This is a genomic window from Burkholderia cepacia (assembly GCF_029962485.1).
Taxonomy (GTDB): domain Bacteria; phylum Pseudomonadota; class Gammaproteobacteria; order Burkholderiales; family Burkholderiaceae; genus Burkholderia.
Genome location: NZ_CP073639.1, coordinates 20,781 through 43,606 on the forward strand (window position 1 = coordinate 20,781; position 22,826 = coordinate 43,606).

Below are 22,826 nucleotides of genomic sequence, written 5' to 3' on the forward strand. Positions count from 1 at the left end.
TCGCAGCCACAACCGGCATCAGAAGACGCCCAGCGCGAGTCCCGCGGCAAGACCTGCGCCGAGCTCCGCGCAGCGCTCGAGATCATCGCCGTCGATCGTCTTCGCCGCGAGGATACGCTCCGGTGTCTGCGCGTGAGTACAGACGATCAGGCCCGGCGCCACGTTCTTCAGCCGCCATCCGGTCGCGATCCGGTCGATCTGGCGCAACGCGTTCTGCCCGTCGCTGCCCGCGCAAATCATTGCCGCATACGGGCGGCCGTTCACGCGATCGAGCGCCGCGTAGTAGCAGCGATCGAAGAAGTCCTTCATCAGCCCGGACATCGCCGCGAGATTCTCCGGCGTCGCAAACAGGTATGCGTCGGCGGCCAACACGTCGTCTGCACTCGTCGCGTCCGCGCGCTGCAGCCTGACGTCGATGCCGGGCTGCTCGCGCGCCGCACCGGCAGCGGCTTCGGCCATCTGTTGCGTGCCCCCGGTCATCGTGTGATAGACGATCAACAGCGTCTTCATGCGTAATCGCTCGCGTTCGGCTTCAGGTGCGACGGTTCATCGGTGCTGCGCGCACCGCTCGTGAGCATCGCGCCGGCTTCGCTTCGCGCAGGGCGTCCCGATGCATGGTCAGTCCTGCGTCGCGCGCATTGCATCGCCGTCGTCCAGCCGCGCGTAGTACGCGAGAAACATGTCGGCCGCGGATTCCGCGACTTTCCGTTGCTCCTGCACCGTGAGCGGCGGCTGGCCCATCGTGATCTGCGGCCAGAACGCAAAGGCCTTCACGACGCCATGCAATTGATGCGCGGCGAACACCGGATCGATGACCGACAGGCGGCCGGCCGCGGCGGCCGCACGCACCCAGACCGTCATGTCTTCCTCGCGCTCGCCGAGACGCTCGACCATGTCGCGCGCTCGCTCCGGCGAATGGATCGCCGCTCCGATCGCCACGCGCGCAAGTGCGAGAAACGCCTCGTCGTTCAGCAAGCGAAGTTTGCGATCCAACAACGCGAGCAGTTGCTCGCGTAGCGGCACGTCGGCGCGATAGGTCGGCGAACCGCCGGTCTGCGTCGCATCCCACAGCTTGTGCAGGATCGCGGCAAACAGCGTTTCCTTACCGGGGAAGTGGTTATAGACCGTGCGCTTCGACACGTCCGCGCGCGCAGCGATACGATCCATGCTGGTCGCATCGTAGCCCGCCGCGAGAAATTCCTCGATCGCCGCATCGACGATGGCCGCGCGCTTTCGATCGGTCAGGCGCAGAGGGGGAGTGCTGGTATCCATACGAAAATTTTACACCGGACAGTTTACTTATCCAAAAAATAAACTACACTGTTTAGTGTACTTTATCTTCCGGACGAACCGACATGGCATCGCCTCTCGTTTTGATTCACCGCATTCTGGGTTTTGCAGCCGCCCGGCGCGGCCGCGCGCTGTCCGGCGGCTCGCCGCAGCACAACGGCGAACGCTTCGCCAATGTCGCGCCGCGTCCTGTCGAAGGCCTCGGCAAGACGCTCGGGATCGTGTGGAACATGCTGGTCAACAAGCCGCGCAACACCGTGCCGACCGGTGCGCTGCCCATCGATTCGCTGACTCGCGCGGCGCTCGACGCGGCGCCCGATCGCAGCCTGTACCGGCTTGGCCATTCGACGCTGCTGCTCAAGCTGCGCGGCGAATTCTGGCTGACCGACCCCGTATTCGCCGAGCGTGCGTCGCCGTTCCGGCACGTCGGCCCCAAGCGCTTCCATGCGCCGCCGATCGCGCTTGAAGATCTCCCGCCGCTGCGCGGTGTGATCCTGTCGCACGATCACTACGATCACCTCGACCGCGACACGGTGCTGGCGCTTGCCGCAACCACCGACGTGTTCGTGACCACACTGGGCGTCGGCGATCGCCTGATCGAATGGGGCATCGACGCAACCAAGGTTCGGCAACTCGACTGGTGGCAGAGTGTCGACGTGGCCGGCCTGACGCTGACGGCCACGCCCGCACAGCATTTTTCCGGGCGCAGCCTGTTCGACGGTAACAGCACGCTGTGGGCGTCGTGGGTCATCGTCGACGACGACCTGCGCGTGTTCTTCAGCGGCGACACCGGCTACTTCGACGGGTTCCGGACGATCGGCGAGCGCCTCGGACCGTTCGACGTGACGCTGATCGAAACAGGCGCCTATGATGCGCAATGGCCGTACGTACACATGCAGCCGGAAGAAACCGTGCAGGCTCACATCGATTTGCGCGGACGCTGGCTGGTCCCGATCCATAACGGCACGTTCGATCTTGCAATGCATCGCTGGCAGGAACCGTTCGAGCGTGTCACGGCACTGGCTCTCGTGCGCGGAATCGAACTGTCGACGCCCAACATCGGCGAGCGCCTCGATCTCGGCACGCCGCACCGCGGTGAGCGGTGGTGGCGCACGGTCGACGAGCGCGCAACGGCGCCGGCAACGAAATCGCGCCGCTGGCAGTTTTGCGCATCGCAGGCGACCAAGTAGGTCCGTCGGTCGTTGCGCCTTTCATCCGGAAGCGCGCCCATGGCGCGATTTCCGAAGAATGGCGCATGCGTTGCCGGGGCACCCGCGCCCCGACGGCCGGCCTGACCACCCGATTACCTGAATAGAGAAGTCATGCATCCGGCACCCGTCCGATACACACCCGGCGAACGAGACGACGACGTCGCCATCGCTGCATTCAACCAGGCAGGCCAACCGTCGAGCAATCGCAGCCGCATGTGCGATCTGCGGCAGTCGCTCGCAGCGCGCGTCGCGAGATGGACCGAATGCGCCGACCACGTCACCACGGCCATTCCGAACCTGAGCTTCCATCGCAGGGAAGCGCCGACTCAGCCAATGGAGTGCATGGTCGAGCCGAGCTTCGGTCTCGTCGTTCAGGGCGCGAAGCGGGTCATTCAGAGCGGCGACGCTTATATCTATGACGCCAACCGTTTTCTGATCACGTCACTCGATTTGCCAGGCTCGACGCAAGTCATTGAGGCCAGCCACGAGGAGCCGTTTCTCGGGATCGGGCTCAAGCTCGATTTTCACGTCCTGGCGGAACTGATGATGCAGGTCGCACCGGATCACGATGATGCCCCCGTGGGCCGCGGCCTCGTCGTCGGCGACATGACCGAGCCGCTGTTCGACGCATTGAACCGGTTGCTGGCGTTGCTGGACGACCCGAACGCCATTGCCGTTCTCGCCCCGTACGTCGAACGGGAAATCTACTATCGGCTGCTGACGAGCGACCAGGGCGCTCGCCTGCGTCAGATCGCGTCCGTCGGCAGCCAGGGCAGCCGCGTGTCACGCGCGATCCGGTGGTTGCGGGCCCACTATGACGAGTCGTTGCGGGTCGACGATCTCGCAGCGCAGGTTCAGATGAGCAGTTCAACCTTCCACCACCACTTCCGTCAGCTCACGGGCATGAGTCCGCTGCAATACCAGAAATGGATTCGGCTCAACGAGGCACGTCGACTGATGCTGTCCGAGCGACTCGACGCTGCGTCGGCGTCGTTCAGGGTCGGGTATGCGAGCCCGACCCAGTTCAATCGGGAATACAGCCGGTTGTTCGGCAATTCACCGCGGCGAGATATCGATAGCCTGCGGAGCGGGACGGATGTCGTTCTGTCGATCGCCGCAAGTTATTGATCGCAGGCAGCGATCTCGAAAATGCAGGGTGCCCTGCTTTGGCGGCATCCACAGCATTGCAGGATCGGCTCCGCGCTTGAGTGATCGGGCCGGTTGAATCGAGTGCGCGAATAGATCTGTCTGTCTTGCCCACTCACGGTCAATTGCTGGACATCTGCCCAGTGAATTCCCTTTGAATACCCGGAGCACAGTGATGACCACGTTCAAGGGCGCACGCATCCAGACCCAAACGCCGATTCATTGCCGACACTCAGTTACTCCTCCTCCCCGATCGGATGTGAGCTTCCCCCTCCCGACGATCAAGGCCCTGCTCCAGGATTCAGGCCCTCGGCCGCAGATTTCTTATCGATCTATTTCTCCTGAGACACCGCGCTTCACCGGATCGTGCGACTGACGCGATGCGTTGTCACGTGACAACTCGGGTTGAATATCAGCACGACGTGTCGAGTCCGGGCGCCGGCATGGTCCCATGATTGCCCCGACCAGTAACCAATCTGCCTTCCTCAGGCCTAGGCAACCCCAAACCATCTCATAAACTACGAAATACGTATCATATATTACAAATCAGCCTGCCCATGATCGTGCCAATGGCAACGGCGAGTGAAAATATCATACGCCCCTATTTCCGCGGGGAATTTCGCTCAGTTCGCGTGAAACAACATGAAGAATGTGGCGCAAGCCATTGCCAGACAAGGATTTCCCAGAATGGTCCATTTTTCGAAAATGTTTCACGATGCGGTCCGTATTCGTTGTCGCAGGTCCTCCGACGCCTGAATTTCCGCCGATTTGTCTGCTCCTATGCGCTGCGGTCGCAGATCGACGTCGGGACACATTGCCAGCAACGGTGGTGTACGACGAGGCTCCCCTCCCCTACTGACTGTTGGACGAGAAAACTACAGTGACGCACCGTTTAAATGGGGTCATATCATTCGCATCCGCAGTGCGCTTCGATGGATACGTCTATCCTGGCTGCCGGGGAGCTCATGCGAGGACGAATGCGCGCTTTGGCAGGAGCCCGTAGCGCCGAATTCAGATCGGCAGGTCGCTCGTCGATTCGTCATCTTCAGCCGCGTACCTAAAGCACCACTGGGGACTTCCTATCAATCAAACGATCAAGTGACCACGTCCGGACTTTCTGTTGTCACGTGACAACTCGTCAGCGAACCGCGCGGCGAGCCACGGTTAACGGTGAATCGCCACCGGCGACGCTACTCCTTAAAGGATCGCGTCTACGCTCGACATGCTGTTCAATCCCACTATCTTCGAAGAATTTGCGAAGCCAACTTCGGCGCGCACCACGAGGATTTGTCACGTGACAACTCACCTTAGCGGCAAGCAACGATGCAAGGCCCCATCCCGAATATCGAATCTAGAAGCAGCATTGCGAGCGCCTGCATCACGTCCTGATCAAAAGCCGCCTGGCGATGGAAAGCGACAACACGAATCGATTTCTAGCGACTTGTCACGTGACAACTGCCGAGCTCGTCGACGTTCGAGATCCCAGCCAATCGGAATCTCAATGCGTTGCGATAGAAATGGAAAATTCGTGACGGTTGGCTTTCGTACTTCACCTTCGCTATCGACATAAAAACAAGCGAATTTCTCAGAATCTGGTGGGTGCATTGACAATGTGATCGACAATTTTATTTTTACTCGATCTCTTACTTCTGATACCAACTAGGCCATTTGGCCCACTTGTCACGTGACAACCACATCGACCATCAAGATATGCATTGCATCCAATGCTTTTCTGGACATTTTGACAACAACTGCATATATTACGCAAAACTCCTTGGAGGAATTTAATGGCTTTCAAGATCGCCGTCAGTAATCAAAAAGGTGGGACCGGGAAGACGACCATCTCCGTCAACATCGCGGCTGCGTTCGAAGCCGGCGGCAACAAGGTCGCCCTGATCGATGCCGACCCTCAAGGCACTTCTGTCCGCTGGGTAACGAGCGGCGAGAACACGTTGCCGATGACGGTTCTTTCGCTGGCGCCCGCCGGCCGTGGCATCGGTGGCGAGATCAAGAAGCAGGACGCAAACTTCGACGTGATCGTCGTCGACTGTCCCGGCAACCTCGAAGATCCGCGCATCGCATCCGTCCTTGAAGTAGCCGACTTTTGCCTGGTGCCGCTGTCGCCGTCGCCGGCCGACCTGTACAGCACCGTCGCGATGATCCGCATGATCGAGTCGATGCGCTCCGTTCGAAACCCTAATCTTTCTTCCGCATTGATGCTGAATAGTGTCAATGGAAAAACTAAAATGCGTGAAGAAATTTTAAAAATTCTAAGAGCTGAAGAAATAGGGGAGCATTTGCTCGACAGCCAGATCGCGCAACGCGAGGTCTACCGTCAGACATTCGCGCTCGGCACCACGATCCATCATCACAATCGATACCTGAAGGGCCTGAAAGAAGCCCGTGCGGAAATCGAAAAGCTGGTCACGGAAATGGCCCAATACATCGCGTCGACGCGCGCTACCGGAGCCGCCCATGGCTAAGGACACTTCGAAAGACAAGAAGCCGACCGGCAACCTGCACCTCGCTGCCGGCCTGTTGCGCGGACTCGCGCAGGAAAATGCGGCCCTCGAAACGCGGCTGCCCGAACCGGCGGCCGCTGCGAATGTTGCCGTCGAGGCGGTGCCTGCCAGCGTGCCGGCCGCGGTCACGCCCGCCGGTACGACGGATCTCGGCGCGCCGCAGAAGGTGCTGGTCAAGGACTGCATCCCCAACCCGTTCAACCCGCGCGTGTTCTACTCCGAATCGAGCCTGCACGAACTCGCGCTGACGCTGAAACGGGAAGGGCAGATCGAGCCGATCAAGGTTACGCGGCTCCCGGAATTTCCCGGCAAGCTCGTCGTGATCGACGGGCAACGTCGGCTGCGCGCGACGAGCATCAACGGCGACGAGACCATCAACGCCACGTTCCGCACGGACCACACGCCCGAGCAGCTCTACACGATCGCGTATCGCGCGAACCACGACCACGAGCGCCAGACGATCTTCGACGATGCGGTTGCGTGGAAGCGCCTCCTCGACGAGAAGGTCTTTTCCGACCAGAACACGCTGGCGGAAAAAATCGGCAAGGACAAGGCATCGATCAGCAAAACGCTGTCGCTCAACGCACTGCCTAACACGCTGCTGGAGCGGATGGCCAGCGCGAACGACGTGGTCGGTCTGCAGGCGGCGTATTTCCTGAAGCTGATCTTCGAACGCCTGGGCGAGCCGACGGCCGACCGGCTGCTGACGGCCGTGATCGACCGGAAAAAATCGGTCCGCGATCTCGAGAATTTCTTGCGGGCGCAGAGCGACGGCAACAAGAAAACGGGCCGCACGCGTTACAGCGTTCGTCACGACTTCGCGCTCGAATCGCGCGCGATCGGCCAGTTGAAGACCTACCCGGATGGCCGTCTGGATCTGCAACTCAAGGGGGTCGACGCGTCCCATCAGGAAGCGCTTGCCGACCAGCTCAAGACCGTCATCGATGCTTACGTCGCCGAGCTGGCGACGGCCGCGCAAAAGTAACGCGCCAAAAGCAGAAGGCCTCGCATCCGCCTTGCACCGCGAAACCGGACGACCACATAGTCCGGCGCACGATGCACCCTCGGCTGCGAGGCCTTGATCAGTTGCCTGCGAGGCTGCTTTTGAGCAGGAATTCCAGCAGGTCGTCCGAGGTCGGTTCGCCCCAGGTATCCAGTGCCAGCCATCGGAAGAAGCTGGTCTGCGCGAGCTTGCTCGCCTTCTTCTTCGGCGACAGCGTCAGGTCCTTCGAGCCCACTACCGTCTCGTTGTAGCGTTCGAGCAGCTTGGTCTGGTCGTCGATCTCCAGCTCGCGGAAATACGCGCCGGCTTCCTCGACCTTCGCCGCCAGATACTTGTCGCGAATCTGCTCCTGCTTGCTTTGTGCGGATTCCTTCGCCGGTGCGGCCGCCTCGGTTCCCTGCCCGTCGGCCAGCGTGTAGCCGTGCGTGAGCGCCTTGCGGAAATACGCGGCCACGTTGTCGACCGGCGCCGCATTCTTCTTCGTTGTCCGATTGAGCGTATAGGCGATCGCCGCCTTGATGCGCTGTACGCCGTATTGCGTGATCAGCCGGCGCGCCTCCGAACGCGGAATGCCGAACTTGGCGACTTCCTCGACCAGCGCTTCGTTCTTGACGTCGCCGTCCTCCACCGTATCGGCGCTCTGCTTGCGCGTCACCTTGAACTGCACGGCTTCCACGCTGCGGCCGGACTTGTGTTCGATCAGCTCGAGCGTGTGATCCGATACTTCGTTCACCTCCTGAATGCACGGCACCAGGACCTTGCTCTTGAACAGCTTGTATTCCTTGTACGACTGCGACGCCTTGTCCTGGCCGAGAATGAGGTCACGGAATTTCGGCAGCGGGATCTTTGCGGTGATGCCGATCCCTTCGTAGCGCACCGTGTTTTCCCACAGCGCGAGCGAGTGCGACCGCCGGAACTCGCGAGCGATCCGCATATCGATCAGCGCATAGATTTCGGGGTTCAGCAACTCGCTGCGAATCTGGTCGGAGAAGCTGTACTTCAGCACCGATTGCTCAAGCTCCGCACCGGCCAGCAGACCCGACGCTTTCCAGACCGTCGAACGGTCCGCGGCCAGGTAGTCCCAGTTGACGACGGTACTGATCAACGAGTTGACCGTGTCTTTCACGTACTTCGTGTTGTTGCTGTTCAGCCCGCTCTCGTGCGAAAGCGACGCGATCGAGATCGAGAAGCTGGTCCGGCCAGGCTCGAACGCCTCCTGCCGAAGTGCGTTCTTGATCAACGAGCTGAACATCTTGCGCTGCTGCAGCCCGATCTTTCCCGACTTGGGCGCGATATGAATCGCCTGGACCGCCTTGCGCAGCAAGTCGGGAGGCTCGGGTGTCTGAAACAGTGAAACCTGTTTGTCTGAGCCTTTGCTTGCGGGCTTGCGCGGCATCGTGATGTCCGGATAAGGTGACCTTGTTGATAGCGGACTTTATACCTTTTCTCGCCCCGGAGCAACGTCCTTACTCCAGCATCACTTTCACTACCACGCGTAACTATCAGATATAAAAGGGAAATTGATGATTACGCGACTGGTGATGAACCCCATATCCATCTACCTTTGGAAAAAAAAGCTTCCCAAAAGTCGCTACCTTTGGTGTCTGGACACCGAAACCCGGCACGAGAATTGCCCTCGGGAAGGTAACCATCCATGGGAGGCAAACGAACGGAATCGAGATCGTCGACCGAATTCGTGGTGCCCTGCAGCACAGCTGCGTTTTTCTCCCATAACTTGCTACCTTCATCGTTTCCCATAGGAGGTTACCTGTCGGCTTCATCGATTGCGTTGTTTTCGATCCTCACGGTGGAAATCGCTCCCATAAATGGCAACCATCTACTTTCCCCATAGCAGGTAACCTATCCGCAGCAACGATCCAGTCCATGGGAAGGGGTTCCGGAGCACAGTGATGAAATGCAGCCGATCGGCCCAGAGTTCACCCCATAAACAGGTACCTTCGAGATTCCCCATAACCGGCTACCCGAAGAAAATCGCTGTGCATCAAGGCATCCGAGGATCGAGAGAACTGCCCCATAAAAGGCTACCTTCATGCGTTCCCATAGACGACTACCCTGTGTGATTTATGACCGCTTTCCCATAACCGGGTACGCTCGCCCCATATCCACAACCCCGATTCCCCACAACCCGGTACCCCATTCCCCAAATCCACAGACCTGAAACCCCAGACCCTTCCACCTGTGCTCCCATAAATGGGTACCGAACACCGCTCAAACCCTTGTCGCACAAGGCTGTGAGCTGTCTAAAAGTAGTTAAAGAAGTAAACGTGGTTTACAAAAGATGTAAACACACGTGTGCTGCCACAGAAAGACGAACCCCATAAACCGCTACCAATGGGGAGCCGTCTGTGGTGGGGAAGGCCCGTGAATCCTTCGATCCGGGCCTGCCGAACATGGGATTGGCCCATGTTTTACCGGGCCTTCAGGCCTGATAAGGCTTTCCGGAGAGGTAAGTACCCACTCACAACCCCCAAAAGTAGAAACCTATGGGAGGAAATCAGGAAGAAATCCCCCGATTCCGCGCACAGGTTCCTGTTTATGGGACCGAAGAGTCCACGTCATCATCACCTGCGCACCTGAGATCGGCCGGCAAAGCCGATTCGCAACCGGGTCCGCCAACCTCTTCGGATCCTCCCGCGGCAGTTCGAAATCATCGTGGATTGCACGCGAGTGGTTTTTTGTACTCGAGCTCCCGCGTCCCTGGACAAGTTTTTACCGATCGGCTGTCGACGAGTCTCGACAAATTTAGCCTGTGGCCTGTGCGCAGGTAAGATCGCCACCAGCCGCTTCGCCACGCGGCAGCCTTCCGATTTTCTACCTTTGCATCAACCGAAGCGTCACGCTGTGGCCCTGGCCAGCTGCAACAGACCCGCACAACCGACCTGAAACGAACGTCATGCCGAACGTCATCCGCACAGGTCGTCGGTTCCTGGCCCGATCTGGAGATCGTTGCGAGCCGACGTGATGATTCGATCGACGACGAAGCTCACCGTAGCCGAATCGGAAGTGGCTCCCGAATTTGCTCACCCTCCGGAATGTTCCGATCCCGTAAAAGCTCACCGATCGCCATCGCAACAGGTATCAGCAAGCTGTGATGATCGCAGCACCGTCCGGCTGGCGGACTACCGAAGCGATCCAATGAGAAGCCTGTGGCAAACGTGCGCTGCGTGAGGTATCCGCATGCACAGCTACGCGAACCGACAAGCCTTTTCGCGACTTCGACGCTGAAACAACGTCTGCCAGACAAGCACCGCGCCTTCGCGCAGTTCCTCGACACATACGTGAAGCGATGCCGGCCGACGCATTCACCGAATACACAGCGTTCGGTTTTTTGTCATACGTAACTGTCGGTGTCGACCTTCACGTCTACAGGTAACCAAAGCCACAGGTAGCCATCGACATCACAGCATGGCGACTCGACGCGATCGTCTCGATCGCCGGGCGAATCGAATCGTGACCGTTTATGGGAAGAATCGTCGTTCGAGCCGCGTCGAAAGACAGCATGACGAGCAGGTCGACGGCTGCTGCGGTGATCGTCGGTGCGCGAGGAGGCTCACGTCACACATGAGCGTGTCGACATCACCACCAGTGAAACAGGCGCCAATGTCTCGCATCGTACTGTGCGGGCACAACCCATTGCCGTCACCGAAGCGTGCGATACAGCGTCCCTGTCTCTACTACGCGAAGGCCACGCAGCGTTCCCGTCTTCTCCCATACGTGTATCCCGATTCCGCCATCACGTTCGCGCCACATTTTTCGCGAGGCGGTTATGATGCACAGGTCCCGATCGCGACATGACGACCGATCAGGACTGGGGCGGTATCTCGATGGTTTTTCAATCCGTGATAGTCATCAAAAAAGAGAGTTCAGCGATGCAAATCCAGATCAGAAAATTCGCGCTGGCTGCTACTGCAGCCGCTTTCCTGTTCGGCTCGGCAGTTCCCGCGTTTGCACAGACCGACGCCGCCAGCGCACCTGCTGCACAGGATGCCAAGGCAGCGAAGAGCGAGGCACGCAAGGCGGCCCGGGCCAAACGCAAGGCCGAGCACAAGGCAGCACGTGCGAAGAACACCGCCGAACTGAAGAAACTCGAAGACGCCGGTTACAAGCCGGCGGCCAATGATCCGAACTATCCGCAGAACCTGCAGAACGCAGAGAAGAAAGCCGGCGCTGCAGCAAGCCAGTAAGCGTCGACCGGCGGCAAGCCGCGGCTCGCACCGCGGCTTGCCGTGTGCATCATGCATCGCAGATGCACACCGAAAATCACGTTCCGTGATTTTTCGTTATTTGATTCGGAATCCTTCTTTTCTCGTTGCGCACGACCGGTAACTCGACGCGGTCAGTGGCGCGCGTCCGGCGCAGTCGCGTTCCCCGTCAGTTTCAGCCAGTCCTTGAATGCGCGCACGGCATCGTCGTTCGCACGCGCCGATGCCACGTACGTGAAGTAGCGCCACGGCGGCAGTGCCGGTTCGCTGAACGGCTGCACCAGTCGGCCTTCGGCGATGTCGTCAGCGACAAGCGCGATCGGTCCCATCGCGACACCGAGCCCGTCGAGCGCGCCTTGCAACGTCAGATAGAAATGCTCGAGCGTGAGCGAGTGTCGCGGCACGAGATTCGGATGTCCGGCCGCCGCGAGCCACTCGGGCCACATGCCGGGATAGGTTGCCGCGTGCAGCAGCGTAAAACCCGCGAGATCGGCTGGCGTGTCCAGCGGCCGGCCCTCCAGCAGCTTCGGCGCACACACGGGCAGCCGCACTTCGGACAGGAATTCCTCGGCGACGTACCCGTCGATGGCTTGCGGGCCACCGCGAACGATCAGGTCGACCTTGTCGCGCAATTTCTCGATCGGCTCGTTCGACGTCGACAGCCGCACCTCGATGGCCGGATGGGCGACCTGGAACGATGACAGCTTCGGCACGAGCCAGCGCAGCGAAAACGTCGCGGGCGCGCTGACGCGCAGCACGCGCTGCTGTGCGTGTCCGAAGTGCTGCGCGGTCGCGAGCGCGATCCGGTCGAACGATGCGCCAACTTCGGCGAGATACGCACGGCCGGCGTCGGTCAGCTCGACGCGCCGGTTGTGGCGTTCGAACAGCGGCCGCCCGAGCCACGCTTCGAGTTGTTGCACGTGCCGGCTGATCGCGCCGTGCGTCACGCACAACTCGTCGGCAGCCAGCGTGAAGCTGCCAAGCCGCGCGGCGGCTTCGAACGCGCGCAGTGAATTCAACGGAGGGAGGCGTCGGGCCATTGCATCGTTTCGCGTGAAATTTACTCACACGAAGGTTCAGGATTAATCGTTTGATCGGGCGATTCAGCTCCGCCAATATGGCACACAAACGGCCGGCTTGGCCGAACGAGTGTCTGAATTTCTCACATGGAGTGCGGAGTATGCCGAACGTGGTGGTAGTGGGCGCCCAATGGGGCGACGAGGGCAAGGGGCGCGTCGTGGACTGGCTGGCGGCCCAGGCCGATCTCGTCGCGCGCTACAACGGCGGCCACAACGCGGGCCATACGCTGGTCGTCGGCGGCAAGACGTACAAGCTCGCGCTGCTGCCGAGCGGCGTCGTGCGCGGCAAGCGCGGCGTGATCGGCAACGGCGTGGCGCTCGATCCGGAAGCGCTGCTCGCGGAAATCGGGCGGATGGCCGAGCTCGGGCTGTCGGTGACGCCGGACAATCTGTCGATCGCCGAGAACGCAACGCTGGTGCTGCCGATTCACCGCGCAATCGACCAGGCGCAGGAGCGCCTGCGCCACGAACCGATCGGCACCACGCTGCGCGGGATCGGGCCGGCCTACGAGGACAAGGTCGGGCGCCGCGGTTTGCGCGTCGGCGATCTCGCGGAGCCTGGCCGGCTTGCCGCCAAGCTCGACGTGCTGGTCGATCATCACAACGCGTGGTTCCGTGGCCTGGGGCTCGACGAACATGACCGCGACACGATGCTGGCGACGCTGGTCGACCTCGCGCCGAAGATCCTGCCATTCGTGCGCCCCGTCTGGGCCGACCTCAACGACGCGATCGATCGCGGCGAGCGCATCCTGTTCGAGGGTTCGCAGGCCGTGATGCTGGATATCGACTGGGGCACGTACCCGTTCGTGACGTCGTCGGGCACCGTGGCGTCGGCCGCGGCGGCCGGCACCGGGCTGGGCGCATCGAAGCTCGGCCATGTGCTGGGTGTGACCAAGGCGTATGCGACGCGTGTCGGCGGCGGCCCGTTCCTCACGGAGCTGAACGACCTCACCGGCGAAACGCTGCGCGCGCGCGGGCAGGAATTCGGCGTCAATACGGGCCGGCCGCGACGCTGCGGCTGGCTCGATGCCACACAACTGCGCCAGGCCGTCAGGATCTCGGGTATCGATTCGCTCGCGCTCACGAAGCTCGACGTGCTCGACGGCTTCGCGTCCATCGAGCTGTGCGTCGGTTACGAGCTCGATGGTGCGCGCGTCGACCATCTGCCGGCGAGCCTCGAGGCGCAGTCGCGCGCGACGCCTGTATACGAACGATTCGAAGGCTGGCACGGCACCGTGAAGGGCGTGCGCGAGCGTGCGGCGCTCCCGCGCGCGGCGCAGGATTTCATCGCGCGCATCGAAGCGGTCGCGGGCGTGCCGGTGTCGATGATCACGACCGGTGCGGAGCGTGACGACACGATCGTGTTGTGCAATCCTTTCGATGCGGCCGCTGCTGCATGACGCGCGAGCATGGAAGGACGTAAATTGCGCTGCGGCATCGCGGCCGGCGAGTAGTTTTTGCCGGCCCGATGCCGTTTGCCCGTGGGCGCGTTCGGGGGCGCGCATGGCCGGCCCGGATACCACGAGACGAGCGGTTGCGCGGCATGATTCGGCAGCCGGATCACGCCGCGTACGGCGAACTGGACACGCCTGCAGCGCTGCTGTACTGTTCCGCACAATTCGCGCCAGACCGGCCTGTGCCGGAGCCGCCGGCACTCGGGCCGCACGGTGGCGCGACGTGATCTCAATCCCGGGGACAGGTCGATGGACACGTTACAGATGATGCGCATTTTCGTCCGGGTCGCGGAGGAGGGCAGCTTCACGAGCGCGGCCCATCGCCTGGATATCACGACGGCCTATGCATCGCGCTCGGTCGCGCAACTCGAAACGCATCTGCGCACGCGCCTGCTCAACCGCAGCACGCGCCGCATTGCGCTGACCGACGCCGGGCAGCGCTATCTCGACCGCTGCCAGCGCATCCTCGGCTATATCGACGAAGCGGAAGCCGAAGCGGCCGACGCACAGGCGAAACCGTCGGGACGGCTGCACGTTCACGCGACGACGAGTTTCGGCCAGTCCTACGTGGTGCCCGCGGTCGTGCGCTACCGTGAGCGCTATCCGTCGGTCGCGGTCGAACTGACGCTGTCGCAGCACGTGCCCGACATCATCGACGAAGGCTACGACGTATCGCTGCAGTTAAGCACGACCGAGCTGCCCGATTCCGGCCTCGTGTCACAGCGGCTCGGCGACGTGGGCAGCGTGCTGTGCGCGTCACCGGCGTACCTGAAGGCGCGCGGCACGCCGCACACGGTGAGCGACCTCGAAGGGCATGCGTGCCTGCAGATCGTCACGCCGCTCTTTCCGCGCGACCGCTGGCATCTCGACGGCCCCAACGGACGCGAAACGTTCGAACTGCCGCTGCCGGATTTCCAGGTGAACATCGCCGATGCGCTCGGTGCCGCGCTGCGTGCCGGCCTCGGGATCGGCTCGCTGCCGATGTCGGCCGCATTGCCCGGGCTCGCGAGCGGTGCGCTGGTGCGCGTGCTGCCCGAATACCGGTTGCAGAAGCTGACGGTCTACACGCTGTACGCGTCGCGTCAGTATCTCGACGCGAAGATCCGCACGTTCGTCGATTTCCTGCGCGAATGCGTACCCGAGTTGCTGGCTGCCGACGAGGCTGCGCTGACCGCGTCCTGCGCGTCACGCCATTCCTGATTCAGCCATGGTCGGCGCGTGTGCACCATGTATTGCCTGATCGGTAAAGATAATATGGAGTCCTGTATTTAAGACAGGTGCCATCGCGCGAGCGCACACCCGTTCCGGGAAACGGAACCCGTGCAACGGGCGCGCCCTTATGAAAACGCTTGCTTTCGATATCGAACATCGTTGGTTCGATGCACGGCGCCAACCTCCTAGAATCGGTTCGACCTGCGCGCCATCCGCGCCCTCTTCATCGAACCCGAAACGACATGGCAGATCGACACTCAAGAACCCGCCGCCGGCTCCTTCAAGCTGGCCTGGCGATTGCGGCCGGCGCCGCCGCGCACCCGGGCTTCGCGCTGGCGAGCGCGGCCGGCGCGCGGACGTTGCGCATCGGTTATCAGAAAGGGCCGCTCAGCCTGTTGAAGGCGCGCGGCACGCTGCAAGGCAAGCTCGCGCCGCTCGGCGTGAACGTCACGTGGACCGAGTTCCCGTCGGGGCCGCCGCAACTCGAGGCGCTGAACGCGGGATCGATCGACTTCGGCGATGTTGGCGAAGCGCCGCCGATCTTCGCGCTCGCGGCCGGTGCGCCGCTCGTCTATTACGCACAAACGCCGTCGGGCCCCGCAGCCGAGGCGCTGATCGTCCCGAAGGAGTCGTCGGTCAAGACCTTTGCGGACCTGCGCGGCAAGCGCATCGCGCTGGTGAAGGGATCGAATACGCACTTCCTGCTGGTCAGGCTGCTGCAGGCCGCGAAGCTCAACTATGCGGACGTCACGCCCGTCTGGCTGTCGCCGTCCGACGCGCGCGCCGCATTCGAGAACCGCTCGGTGGACGCGTGGATCATCTGGGATCCGTTTCTCGCGGTAGTCCAGCAGGCGTTCGGTGCGCGTATCGTCGCGGACGGCACGGGGCTCGTCGAGAATCGCGGCTACTACTTCGCGTCGCGCACGTATGCGCAGCACAATGCCGACGTGCTCGACGTCGCCGTGGCGGAATTGACGTCCGTTCAGCGCTGGCTCGATGCGAACCGCGCGCAGGGCGCGGCCGAATTCTCGAAACTCTGGGGGATTCCGGAGCCGGCCGTCGCGCTCGCGTTTCGCCGTGCACGCTTCGGTGTCGAGCCCGTCACGCGCGACACGCTTGCGTATCAGCAGCGCATCGCGGACGTGTTCTACCAGGCCGGCATCCTGCCGAAACGCGTCGACGTCAGCCAGGCTGCGCCGCCCACGCTCGCGTGACGACGCAACCGGCGCGGCACGACATGCTCAGCGGCGAAACGGCAGCGCGACGTCGTCCGGAATCGGGCACACGTACGGCCGGCCGCCGCGCCGCTCGAGCAGTTCCGCCTTCGCGCTGGCGAGCGTGTCGGGTGCGCCGAGCAGGTCGATCGCGGTTGCGGCCATCGTCTTCGCCGCGAGCATCATCCCCTTGTGCGCGAGCGCCGTCTTGCCTTGCGCGACCCACTGCCACGAGTGCGGCGGCGTGCCGAACGCATAGCAGCTCGTGTGGCATTGTGCGGTCGGCGTGACCCAGCTCACGTCGCCGACGTCGGTCGAGCCGCAGATCGGGCGGCCCTTGCCCGGCTCGTACGGGTCGATCCCGTCGAACAGTGCCTTCGGATCGCGCCACGCCTGGTTCAGCGAACGTGACGACGTTTCGATGTCCTGTGCAGTCAGCGTCTGGCGCTGGTATGCATCGGCGAGCGCCGCGTCGTCGGCGTCGAAGCCGGCCGTGCCGATCGCCTGCAGATGGCCGTACATGACCTGATTCAGTACCGCGTTTTCCAGCAGGTTCGAACACGCCTTGTCGAACACGATCTCGAGCTGGCAGTCGGTCATCAGCGCCGCACCGCGCGCGACGTTCTTCACGCGCTCGAACAGTTCGGCTGCCTGGTCGTTGCGGGCCGCGCGCACGAGGTACAGCACTTCCGCATTCGCCTGCACGACGTTCGGCGACAACCCGCCGGTGTTCGTCACCGCGTAGTGCACGCGTGCTTCGGGCAGCATGTGTTCGCGCAGATAGTTGACCCCCACGTTCATCAGTTCGACTGCGTCCAGCGCGCTGCGGCCGAGATGCGGCGACGCGGCTGCGTGCGACGCCTTGCCGGTGAAGCGGAAGTACGCCTGGATGTTCGCGAGCGAACCAGCCGGAAAGATGCCCGTGTATACGTGCGGATGCCACGACAGCGCGGCGTCGAGATCGTCGAACACGCCCGCGCGCGCCATGAAGGTCTTGCCGGAGCCGCCTTCCTCGGCCGGGCAGCCGTAGAAGCGCACGGTGCCGGGTTGGCCCGTGCGTTCGAGATGCGCCTTCACCGCGGCCGCGGCGAGATGCGCAGCCGTGCCGAGCAGGTGGTGGCCGCAGCCGTGACCGTTGCCGTTCGAGATCTCGCCCGACGGCCGGCACGTGAGTGCACCGGCTTCCTGGCTGAGCCCGGACAGCGCATCGTATTCGCCGAGGATGCCGATCACGGGGCCGCCGTGGCCGGCTTCGGCGACGAATGCGGTCGGGATGTCGGCCACTCCGCGCGTCACGCGAAAGCCGGCTTCTTCGAGCATCCGGATGTGCAGGTCGGTCGACGCGAATTCCTCGTAGCGCAGTTCGGCGAGATTCCAGATCCGGTCGGACAGCTCGGTGAATTGCGTACGCTGGCTGTCGATGAAATCGAGGGCGAGTGAAGTCATGAATTGCTCCTGTGAAGAGACTGGCGCGGTCAGAATTTCTGCCGGAGGCCAAGGGCGAAGACGGTGCTGCTCATGCAGGGGGCGGATATCGGCGCGGAGCCGAACGACAGCGCCGACTGTCCGGTGTTCCTGAAGCCGCCGAACCGTACGTACACGCCGGTGAGTTTCGAGAACTGGTAGTCGTAGCCAAGCAGCGCGCCGAGTGCGTGGCTCGCCTGGCCGGCAATGGTGCGATAGGCGAGATCGGCGCGGAGGGCGTGCGGGCCGCGCTGCCAGATCGCGCCCAGCGAATAGACCTGCGCGACGAGCGTGCCAGGCGCGGTGGGACGCATCAGCGTGTACGCGAACGACGCGAGCGTCGGGCCGAACGCATACGACGCGCTGGCCATGACCGAGTCGGTGCGCGGGCCGTCGGGCGTGCCGCCGGGTGTCGACGACGTGCCGGCCCACATCGCGTTGTACGCGCCGCTCAGCATCACCGGGCCGCGCGCAAAGTTGGCGACGGCGCCTGCATTGCTCGCGATCGGGCTCGCGCCCGCCGCGTTGCGAAAGGCATAGAGCACGGTGACGTCGAGCCCGCCGTAGGTCGGCGTCTTGTAGCTGATCGCGTTCTCGATGCGCCCCGGCAGCGATGCGGCGCCACGCCCGAGGTCGCTGCCGATCAGCGCGGTGCTCGCGAACGGCGACAACTGGCCGACCAGGTAGAACGGATCGGCCGCTTCCGGCACGATCGCCGGATACTGCTTGCCGAGCTTGATCGTCCCCCAGTCGTCCGAACCGATCGCGACGTTGGCTTCGCGGTTGTAGAACGACGCCGCGCTTTGCTGACGGCCGGACATCAGATCGAAGCCGCTTTCGAGGCGGAAGCTCGCGCGCAGGCCGCCGCCGAGATCCTCGCTGCCGATGAAGCCGAAGCGCGACGTCGATGCGCCGCCGCTCATCAGGCCGATGCTCGTCTGGCTGCCGACGCGCGCGTATTGCAGGAAGCTGTCGAGTGCGCCGTAGATCTGGACGTTTGCGCGGGCCGGCGCGGCCCACATGCAGGTTGCCGCGCAGCACGCGGCCATCAGGGTTGAATTGCGCACGTTTGTCTCGTCGTGTCGCGATCGTCGGCGCGCGAATCGCAGGCGTGCAACGGCCCGCCCGCGCACGCGTCGACGTCGCGGATTCTGTTGTCGGGTAGAAAGAGGCGGAGCCGGTGCCCGGCGTCGCCGTGAATGAAGCGGTGCGCCGGTCAGCGGCCGTCGTCGAGCGAATCTGCCGGGCGTTCGCGGAAGCGCCACAGCGCGATCATGCTGACGGTGCCGCACGCGAGCACGTACCACGCGGGAGACATCGGATCGCCGGTGCGATGCAGCAGCCACGTGACGTTGAACTGCGCGAAGCCGCCGAAGATCGTCACGCCGAAGCTGTAGATCGTCGCGAGCGCGGTGGCGCGCACGCGAGGCGGGAACGCTTCCATGATCAGCAGCAGGAAGGCGGAACTGCCAGCGGTCGCGAACGCCATCACGACGGTGACGATCGCGACCATCAGCCCGACCGACGGCGCGGTGATCAGCAGCCGGAATGCCGGATACACGCATGCGAGCGACAGCAGCCACGTGACGGCGATCATCGGCTTGCGGCGCGGCAGGCGGTCGATGATCCACAGTCCCGATACGAGCGCGGCAACGATCATCGCGAGCCCCGACGCGCAGCCGGCGAGCAGCGACGTCGCCATCGGCAGGTGGAGCGTGCGTACTGCATAGGCCGGCATGTAGAACACGAAGATGTACAGCGTCGACGTGCCGCCGATGATCATCAGCGTGCCGAGCACGACGCGGCCGAGGTAGCGCGTGAACACTTCGCGTACCGCGCTGCCGCCGGCGTCGTGCGTCGACACATGCGTTTCGTCGAGATGCCGGCGGATATAGAAGCCGACCGGGCCGAGCAGCAGGCCGAGCAGGAACGGCACGCGCCAGCCCCAGCTTTCGAGCGCGTCGGTCGACAGCACGGCCGACAGCAGCGCGCCGCTGAGCGCGCCGAGCAGCGCGGCGACGCCCTGGCTGATCATTTGCCAGCTCACCATGAAGCCGCGGCCGGACAGCGGGCCCGATTCCATCAGGAAGGTGGTCGATGCGCCGATCTCGCCGCCGGCCGACAGGCCCTGCAGCAGCCGGCCGATCACGACCAGCACGGGTGCGACGACGCCGATGCGCGCATAGGACGGCGTCAGTGCGATCAGCGCGGTGCCCGCGATCATCAGCTGGATCGTCAGCGTCAGCGCCGCGCGCCGGCCGGCGCGATCGGCGTAGTTGCCGATCAGCACGCCACCGAGCGGGCGCATCACGAAGCCGACGCCGAACGTCGCCATCGCGAGCAGCAGCGGGCCGGCACCCGAATCGACCGGGAAAAACGTCTTGCCGATCAGCGCGGCGAAGTAGCTGAACACGGTGAAGTCGAACATCTCGAGCGCGTTGCCGGCCGAGGTGGCGATGATCGTCCGGGTCTGCGCCGAGCGGCGGCGCGCGGCGGGCGGCGCGTCGACGAGCGGCGTGGCGGCGTCTTGCATCGGGGGTGTCTCCATGGGTATCGGTATCGTGAGCGCCGCATGGATCGTCAGGCATCCTGCGAGAGCTGGCCGCATGTTAAGACCGGGGAAAACATCGCGATACGCGCAAATTTTTATCCTGATAACATCTGTTTATCCCCTGATGCCCAACGACTGCCTCCCGGCGGCCGTTTCCATTCGTCGCATGAAACTTCACCAGCTCCGCGCGCTCGTGGCCGTCGCCCGCTCGGGCAGCATCCATGAAGCCGCACGCACCCTGCACCTCACGCAACCGGCCGTCACGCGCTCGCTGCGCGATCTCGAGGACGAACTCGGGTTGATGCTGGTCGCGCGCAGTTCGTCCGGCGTGACGTTGACCGATGCGGGGCGCGCGATGCTGCAGCGCGCCGAGCTGGTCGTCAACGAGGTCGCGCGTACCGAGGAGGAAATGGCGCAGCTGCGCGAGAACCGGCAGGGGCAGCTCGCGATCGGGATGACGCCGCTGGCCGGCATCACGGTGCTGCCGGCTGCGTACAACCGCTTTCGCCGCGCGATGCCCGACGTGCAGCTCGAGTTCGTCGAGGGCAGCCCGTCGCAGCTCGTCGAGCAGTTGAAGAACGGCGCGCTCGATTTCGCGCTGGGCGCGGGCGCGGATGCGCAGGACTTCACGTCCGTGCGCTGCGAGCATCTCGACACGTTTCCGATGTGGTTCGCGGTGAGCGGCAAGGGCAAGCTCGCCGGTGCGACGTCGCTTGCCGACCTGCAGGACGCGGAGTGGCTGCATACGGGGCCGTCTGCCGAGTTCCGCGCGTATCTCGCCGAGCTGTTCGGGCAGGCCGGCCTGCCGGTGCCGCGCCGCGTGACGCGTTGCGCGTCGCAGACGTTGTTCTACGCGCTGGCCGTCAACAGCGACGTGGTGACGGCGTGGACGCAGCTGGCGCTGCGCGGCGATGCTTCCGATACGCTGAAGACGCTCGATCTCGTCGGGCAGCCGCCTGCGCGCAACCTGTATCTGCTGTTTCGCGACAGCGCGGTGCTCACGTCGTCGGCCGAATACTTCGTGCGTTGCATCGACGAAGCCGTGCAGGCCGAGCGCGCAAATGCGGGCGGGAAGAAGGGCGGCGCACGCTCGCGGACGCCCCGCGCGTAAAGCTGCCTACGGGGCGACGCGCGACAGCGGCACCGCTTCGCCGCGCAGCCTCGCGACGTCGCGGCCCGGCGCATCGCCGAACAACCGCGCGTATTCGCGGCTGAACTGCGACGCGCTGACATAGCCCACGCTGCGGCATGCTTGTCGCGCATCCATCGCCGACAGGCACATCAGGCGGCGCGCTTCCTGCAGCCGCAGCACCTTCTGGCATTGCAACGGGCTCATCGACGTGACTGCACGGAAGTGGTGATGGAAGGTCGACGGGCTCATGTCGACCTGCTGCGCGAGCGAGTCGACCGTCATCGGATCGAGGTAGTGGTCGCGAATCCATGCGACCGCGCGCGAGATGCGCTGCGTCGTCGAACCGGCCTCGCCGACCTGCGCGACGCGCGCCCCCGACGGGCCGCGTAGCAGCCGGATGAGGATTTCGTCGACGATCAGCGGCGCGAGCAGGTCGAGGTCGTCGGGTTGCGCGATCAACTGCATCAGCCGCGCGACGGCGTCGACGATTTCGGGCGTCGCGTCGAGTGTGTCGAGCGCGCTGCAGTCGACGGCTTTCGGCAATCCGCGCGGAAAGACAACCGGCGTGAGCGCCGCGATGCGCACCGGATCGAGTTCGAGCTGCGCATAAAGGAACGGCTCGGCCGGGTTCGCGCGCGTCACGCGGCCGGTGACGGGCACGTCGGCCGTCGCGACCAGCATCCGCGCTTCGTCGGTCGCGTAGGTGGCATCGCCGACCCGCATCGACTTCGCGCCCTGGCCGACGATGCTCAGGCACGCGTGGTGCACGCCGTGGTTCCACTGCGGCGGCGCGCCGGATGCGCGTGAGATGCGCATGCCGCGCACCGGGAGGTCGAACGACCCGTCGTGCGGCGCATACGCGGCGATCAGCGCCGCAAGCCGGGCCGCGTGCGGCCGTACCGGCGACCGAGGGTCGTGCTCGTGCAGGGGGCGCGGTTGCGATGGCGTTCGGGCGTCGATTTCCATGTTAAGTGAGCGGATGGCGGAGTGAGCGATGCGAGGTGCGCGGCTGCGATTCCCCGTCGAGGTGCAGGCACGGGCGCCGGCACGGCGGTCACATCGTACGGCCAGATGCGTGCGCGAGATTGCCCAAACCTGTCGGAAATTAGCCCGATCATCCGGACCTGCACGGTCGGTGGTCGCATCGACCGTCGTGGCGTGGTGTGCAGCGCACAAATTCGGAAATTAAGGCAAAACAATCGCAGGATCGGGCAAGCCAATTTCCGGCGGTTTTCATACCATTACACCTGCTGAAAGAAATGTGTTCCAGCGTGTCCGGGTGACGCAGGCAAGACCGTCGCATGATGCGCGGTCGCCGCCGCGCA

The 22,826-nt window shown here is 63.5% G+C and carries 17 protein-coding genes; 9 read left to right on the forward strand and 8 right to left on the reverse strand.

All coding sequences use genetic code 11. The features are described 5' to 3' along the window. Positions 1–18: 18 nt before the first annotated feature. Both KEC55_RS31250 and KEC55_RS31255 read right to left on the reverse strand, forming a co-directional pair. On the reverse strand, positions 19–510 hold the full coding sequence (locus KEC55_RS31250) for a flavodoxin family protein (protein WP_282512403.1): 492 nt from the start codon (positions 508–510) through the stop codon (positions 19–21). A 108-nt stretch (positions 511–618) separates the two neighbouring features. Continuing rightward, positions 619–1,272 (reverse strand): TetR/AcrR family transcriptional regulator, encoded by a 654-nt coding sequence (locus KEC55_RS31255; protein ID WP_282512405.1) that lies wholly within the window; start codon positions 1,270–1,272, stop codon positions 619–621. An 83-nt stretch (positions 1,273–1,355) separates the two neighbouring features. On the opposite strand from KEC55_RS31255, the gene KEC55_RS31260 reads away from it, so the two are divergent. The 4 genes from KEC55_RS31260 (at position 1,356) to KEC55_RS31275 (ending at position 7,154) form a co-directional block, all read left to right on the forward strand. Next, on the forward strand, positions 1,356–2,480 hold the full coding sequence (locus KEC55_RS31260; RefSeq protein WP_282512407.1) for an MBL fold metallo-hydrolase: 1,125 nt from the start codon (positions 1,356–1,358) through the stop codon (positions 2,478–2,480). A 132-nt stretch (positions 2,481–2,612) separates the two neighbouring features. Continuing rightward, entirely contained in the window at positions 2,613–3,629 is a 1,017-nt protein-coding gene (locus KEC55_RS31265; protein ID WP_282512409.1) for an AraC family transcriptional regulator, read from the forward strand. A gap of 1,805 nt (positions 3,630–5,434) precedes the next feature. Beyond that, positions 5,435–6,130 carry a ParA family protein gene (locus KEC55_RS31270; protein ID WP_011350423.1) on the forward strand — a complete coding sequence of 232 codons (696 nt, stop codon included), beginning with the start codon at positions 5,435–5,437 and terminating at the stop codon, positions 6,128–6,130. Continuing rightward, entirely contained in the window at positions 6,123–7,154 is a 1,032-nt protein-coding gene (locus KEC55_RS31275; protein WP_282512411.1) for a ParB/RepB/Spo0J family partition protein, read from the forward strand. Before KEC55_RS31270 ends, KEC55_RS31275 begins: the two co-directional genes overlap by 8 nt. Positions 7,155–7,251: 97 nt before the next feature. Here KEC55_RS31275 and KEC55_RS31280 read toward each other — a convergent pair whose 3' ends face one another. Continuing rightward, positions 7,252–8,568, reverse strand: coding sequence for a replication initiation protein (locus tag KEC55_RS31280; RefSeq protein WP_282512413.1), 1,317 nt, complete (start codon positions 8,566–8,568; stop codon positions 7,252–7,254). A 2,494-nt stretch (positions 8,569–11,062) separates the two neighbouring features. Here KEC55_RS31280 and KEC55_RS31285 point away from each other — a divergent pair. Then, positions 11,063–11,377, forward strand: a complete 315-nt coding sequence (locus KEC55_RS31285; protein WP_124456725.1) for a DUF4148 domain-containing protein — start codon at positions 11,063–11,065, stop codon at positions 11,375–11,377. A gap of 152 nt (positions 11,378–11,529) precedes the next feature. Here KEC55_RS31285 and gcvA read toward each other — a convergent pair whose 3' ends face one another. Then, entirely contained in the window at positions 11,530–12,435 is a 906-nt protein-coding gene (gene gcvA, locus KEC55_RS31290; protein ID WP_282512415.1) for a transcriptional regulator GcvA, read from the reverse strand. 140 nt (positions 12,436–12,575) lie between these two features. Between gcvA and KEC55_RS31295 the strand changes: the two genes are divergently transcribed. From KEC55_RS31295 to KEC55_RS31305, 3 genes are all read left to right on the forward strand, one after another. Continuing rightward, the gene (locus KEC55_RS31295; protein ID WP_282512417.1) at positions 12,576–13,874 is read left to right on the forward strand and encodes an adenylosuccinate synthase; all 1,299 of its coding nucleotides are present in this window, start codon (positions 12,576–12,578) and stop codon (positions 13,872–13,874) included. 303 nt (positions 13,875–14,177) lie between these two features. Continuing rightward, entirely contained in the window at positions 14,178–15,128 is a 951-nt protein-coding gene (locus KEC55_RS31300) for a LysR family transcriptional regulator (protein WP_282512419.1), read from the forward strand. A gap of 254 nt (positions 15,129–15,382) precedes the next feature. Beyond that, positions 15,383–16,354, forward strand: a complete 972-nt coding sequence (locus KEC55_RS31305) for an aliphatic sulfonate ABC transporter substrate-binding protein (RefSeq protein ID WP_282512421.1) — start codon at positions 15,383–15,385, stop codon at positions 16,352–16,354. A 27-nt stretch (positions 16,355–16,381) separates the two neighbouring features. Here KEC55_RS31305 and KEC55_RS31310 read toward each other — a convergent pair whose 3' ends face one another. The 3 genes from KEC55_RS31310 to KEC55_RS31320 all read right to left on the reverse strand — a co-directional run bounded on the left by KEC55_RS31310 (position 16,382) and on the right by KEC55_RS31320 (position 20,351). Next, complete coding sequence (locus KEC55_RS31310; RefSeq protein WP_282512423.1) at positions 16,382–17,800, reverse strand: M20 family metallopeptidase; 1,419 nt, start codon at positions 17,798–17,800, stop codon at positions 16,382–16,384. 29 nt (positions 17,801–17,829) lie between these two features. Further along, on the reverse strand, positions 17,830–18,885 hold the full coding sequence (locus KEC55_RS31315; protein WP_282512425.1) for a porin: 1,056 nt from the start codon (positions 18,883–18,885) through the stop codon (positions 17,830–17,832). A 149-nt stretch (positions 18,886–19,034) separates the two neighbouring features. Further along, positions 19,035–20,351 (reverse strand): MFS transporter, encoded by a 1,317-nt coding sequence (locus KEC55_RS31320; protein ID WP_282512428.1) that lies wholly within the window; start codon positions 20,349–20,351, stop codon positions 19,035–19,037. Positions 20,352–20,535: 184 nt separating this feature from the next. On the opposite strand from KEC55_RS31320, the gene KEC55_RS31325 reads away from it, so the two are divergent. Beyond that, complete coding sequence (locus KEC55_RS31325) at positions 20,536–21,480, forward strand: LysR family transcriptional regulator (RefSeq protein ID WP_282512430.1); 945 nt, start codon at positions 20,536–20,538, stop codon at positions 21,478–21,480. 6 nt (positions 21,481–21,486) lie between these two features. Here KEC55_RS31325 and KEC55_RS31330 read toward each other — a convergent pair whose 3' ends face one another. Beyond that, entirely contained in the window at positions 21,487–22,317 is an 831-nt protein-coding gene (locus tag KEC55_RS31330; protein WP_282512432.1) for an AraC family transcriptional regulator, read from the reverse strand. Positions 22,318–22,826: the final 509 nt, after the last annotated feature.

Excerpts from the sequence above, each read along its gene's own strand:
- KEC55_RS31250 (WP_282512403.1), bottom strand. The coding sequence starts at position 510 with ATGAAGACGCTGTTGATCGTCTATCACACGATGACCGGGGGCACGCAA.
- KEC55_RS31255 (WP_282512405.1), bottom strand. The coding sequence starts at position 1,272 with ATGGATACCAGCACTCCCCCTCTGCGCCTGACCGATCGAAAGCGCGCG.
- KEC55_RS31260 (WP_282512407.1), top strand. The coding sequence starts at position 1,356 with ATGGCATCGCCTCTCGTTTTGATTCACCGCATTCTGGGTTTTGCAGCC.
- KEC55_RS31265 (WP_282512409.1), top strand. The coding sequence starts at position 2,613 with ATGCATCCGGCACCCGTCCGATACACACCCGGCGAACGAGACGACGAC.
- KEC55_RS31270 (WP_011350423.1), top strand. The coding sequence starts at position 5,435 with ATGGCTTTCAAGATCGCCGTCAGTAATCAAAAAGGTGGGACCGGGAAG.
- KEC55_RS31275 (WP_282512411.1), top strand. The coding sequence starts at position 6,123 with ATGGCTAAGGACACTTCGAAAGACAAGAAGCCGACCGGCAACCTGCAC.
- KEC55_RS31280 (WP_282512413.1), bottom strand. The coding sequence starts at position 8,568 with ATGCCGCGCAAGCCCGCAAGCAAAGGCTCAGACAAACAGGTTTCACTG.
- KEC55_RS31285 (WP_124456725.1), top strand. The coding sequence starts at position 11,063 with ATGCAAATCCAGATCAGAAAATTCGCGCTGGCTGCTACTGCAGCCGCT.
- gcvA (WP_282512415.1), bottom strand. The coding sequence starts at position 12,435 with ATGGCCCGACGCCTCCCTCCGTTGAATTCACTGCGCGCGTTCGAAGCC.
- KEC55_RS31295 (WP_282512417.1), top strand. The coding sequence starts at position 12,576 with ATGCCGAACGTGGTGGTAGTGGGCGCCCAATGGGGCGACGAGGGCAAG.
- KEC55_RS31300 (WP_282512419.1), top strand. The coding sequence starts at position 14,178 with ATGGACACGTTACAGATGATGCGCATTTTCGTCCGGGTCGCGGAGGAG.
- KEC55_RS31305 (WP_282512421.1), top strand. The coding sequence starts at position 15,383 with ATGGCAGATCGACACTCAAGAACCCGCCGCCGGCTCCTTCAAGCTGGC.
- KEC55_RS31310 (WP_282512423.1), bottom strand. The coding sequence starts at position 17,800 with ATGACTTCACTCGCCCTCGATTTCATCGACAGCCAGCGTACGCAATTC.
- KEC55_RS31320 (WP_282512428.1), bottom strand. The coding sequence starts at position 20,351 with ATGCAAGACGCCGCCACGCCGCTCGTCGACGCGCCGCCCGCCGCGCGC.
- KEC55_RS31325 (WP_282512430.1), top strand. The coding sequence starts at position 20,536 with ATGAAACTTCACCAGCTCCGCGCGCTCGTGGCCGTCGCCCGCTCGGGC.
- KEC55_RS31330 (WP_282512432.1), bottom strand. The coding sequence starts at position 22,317 with ATGCGCATCTCACGCGCATCCGGCGCGCCGCCGCAGTGGAACCACGGC.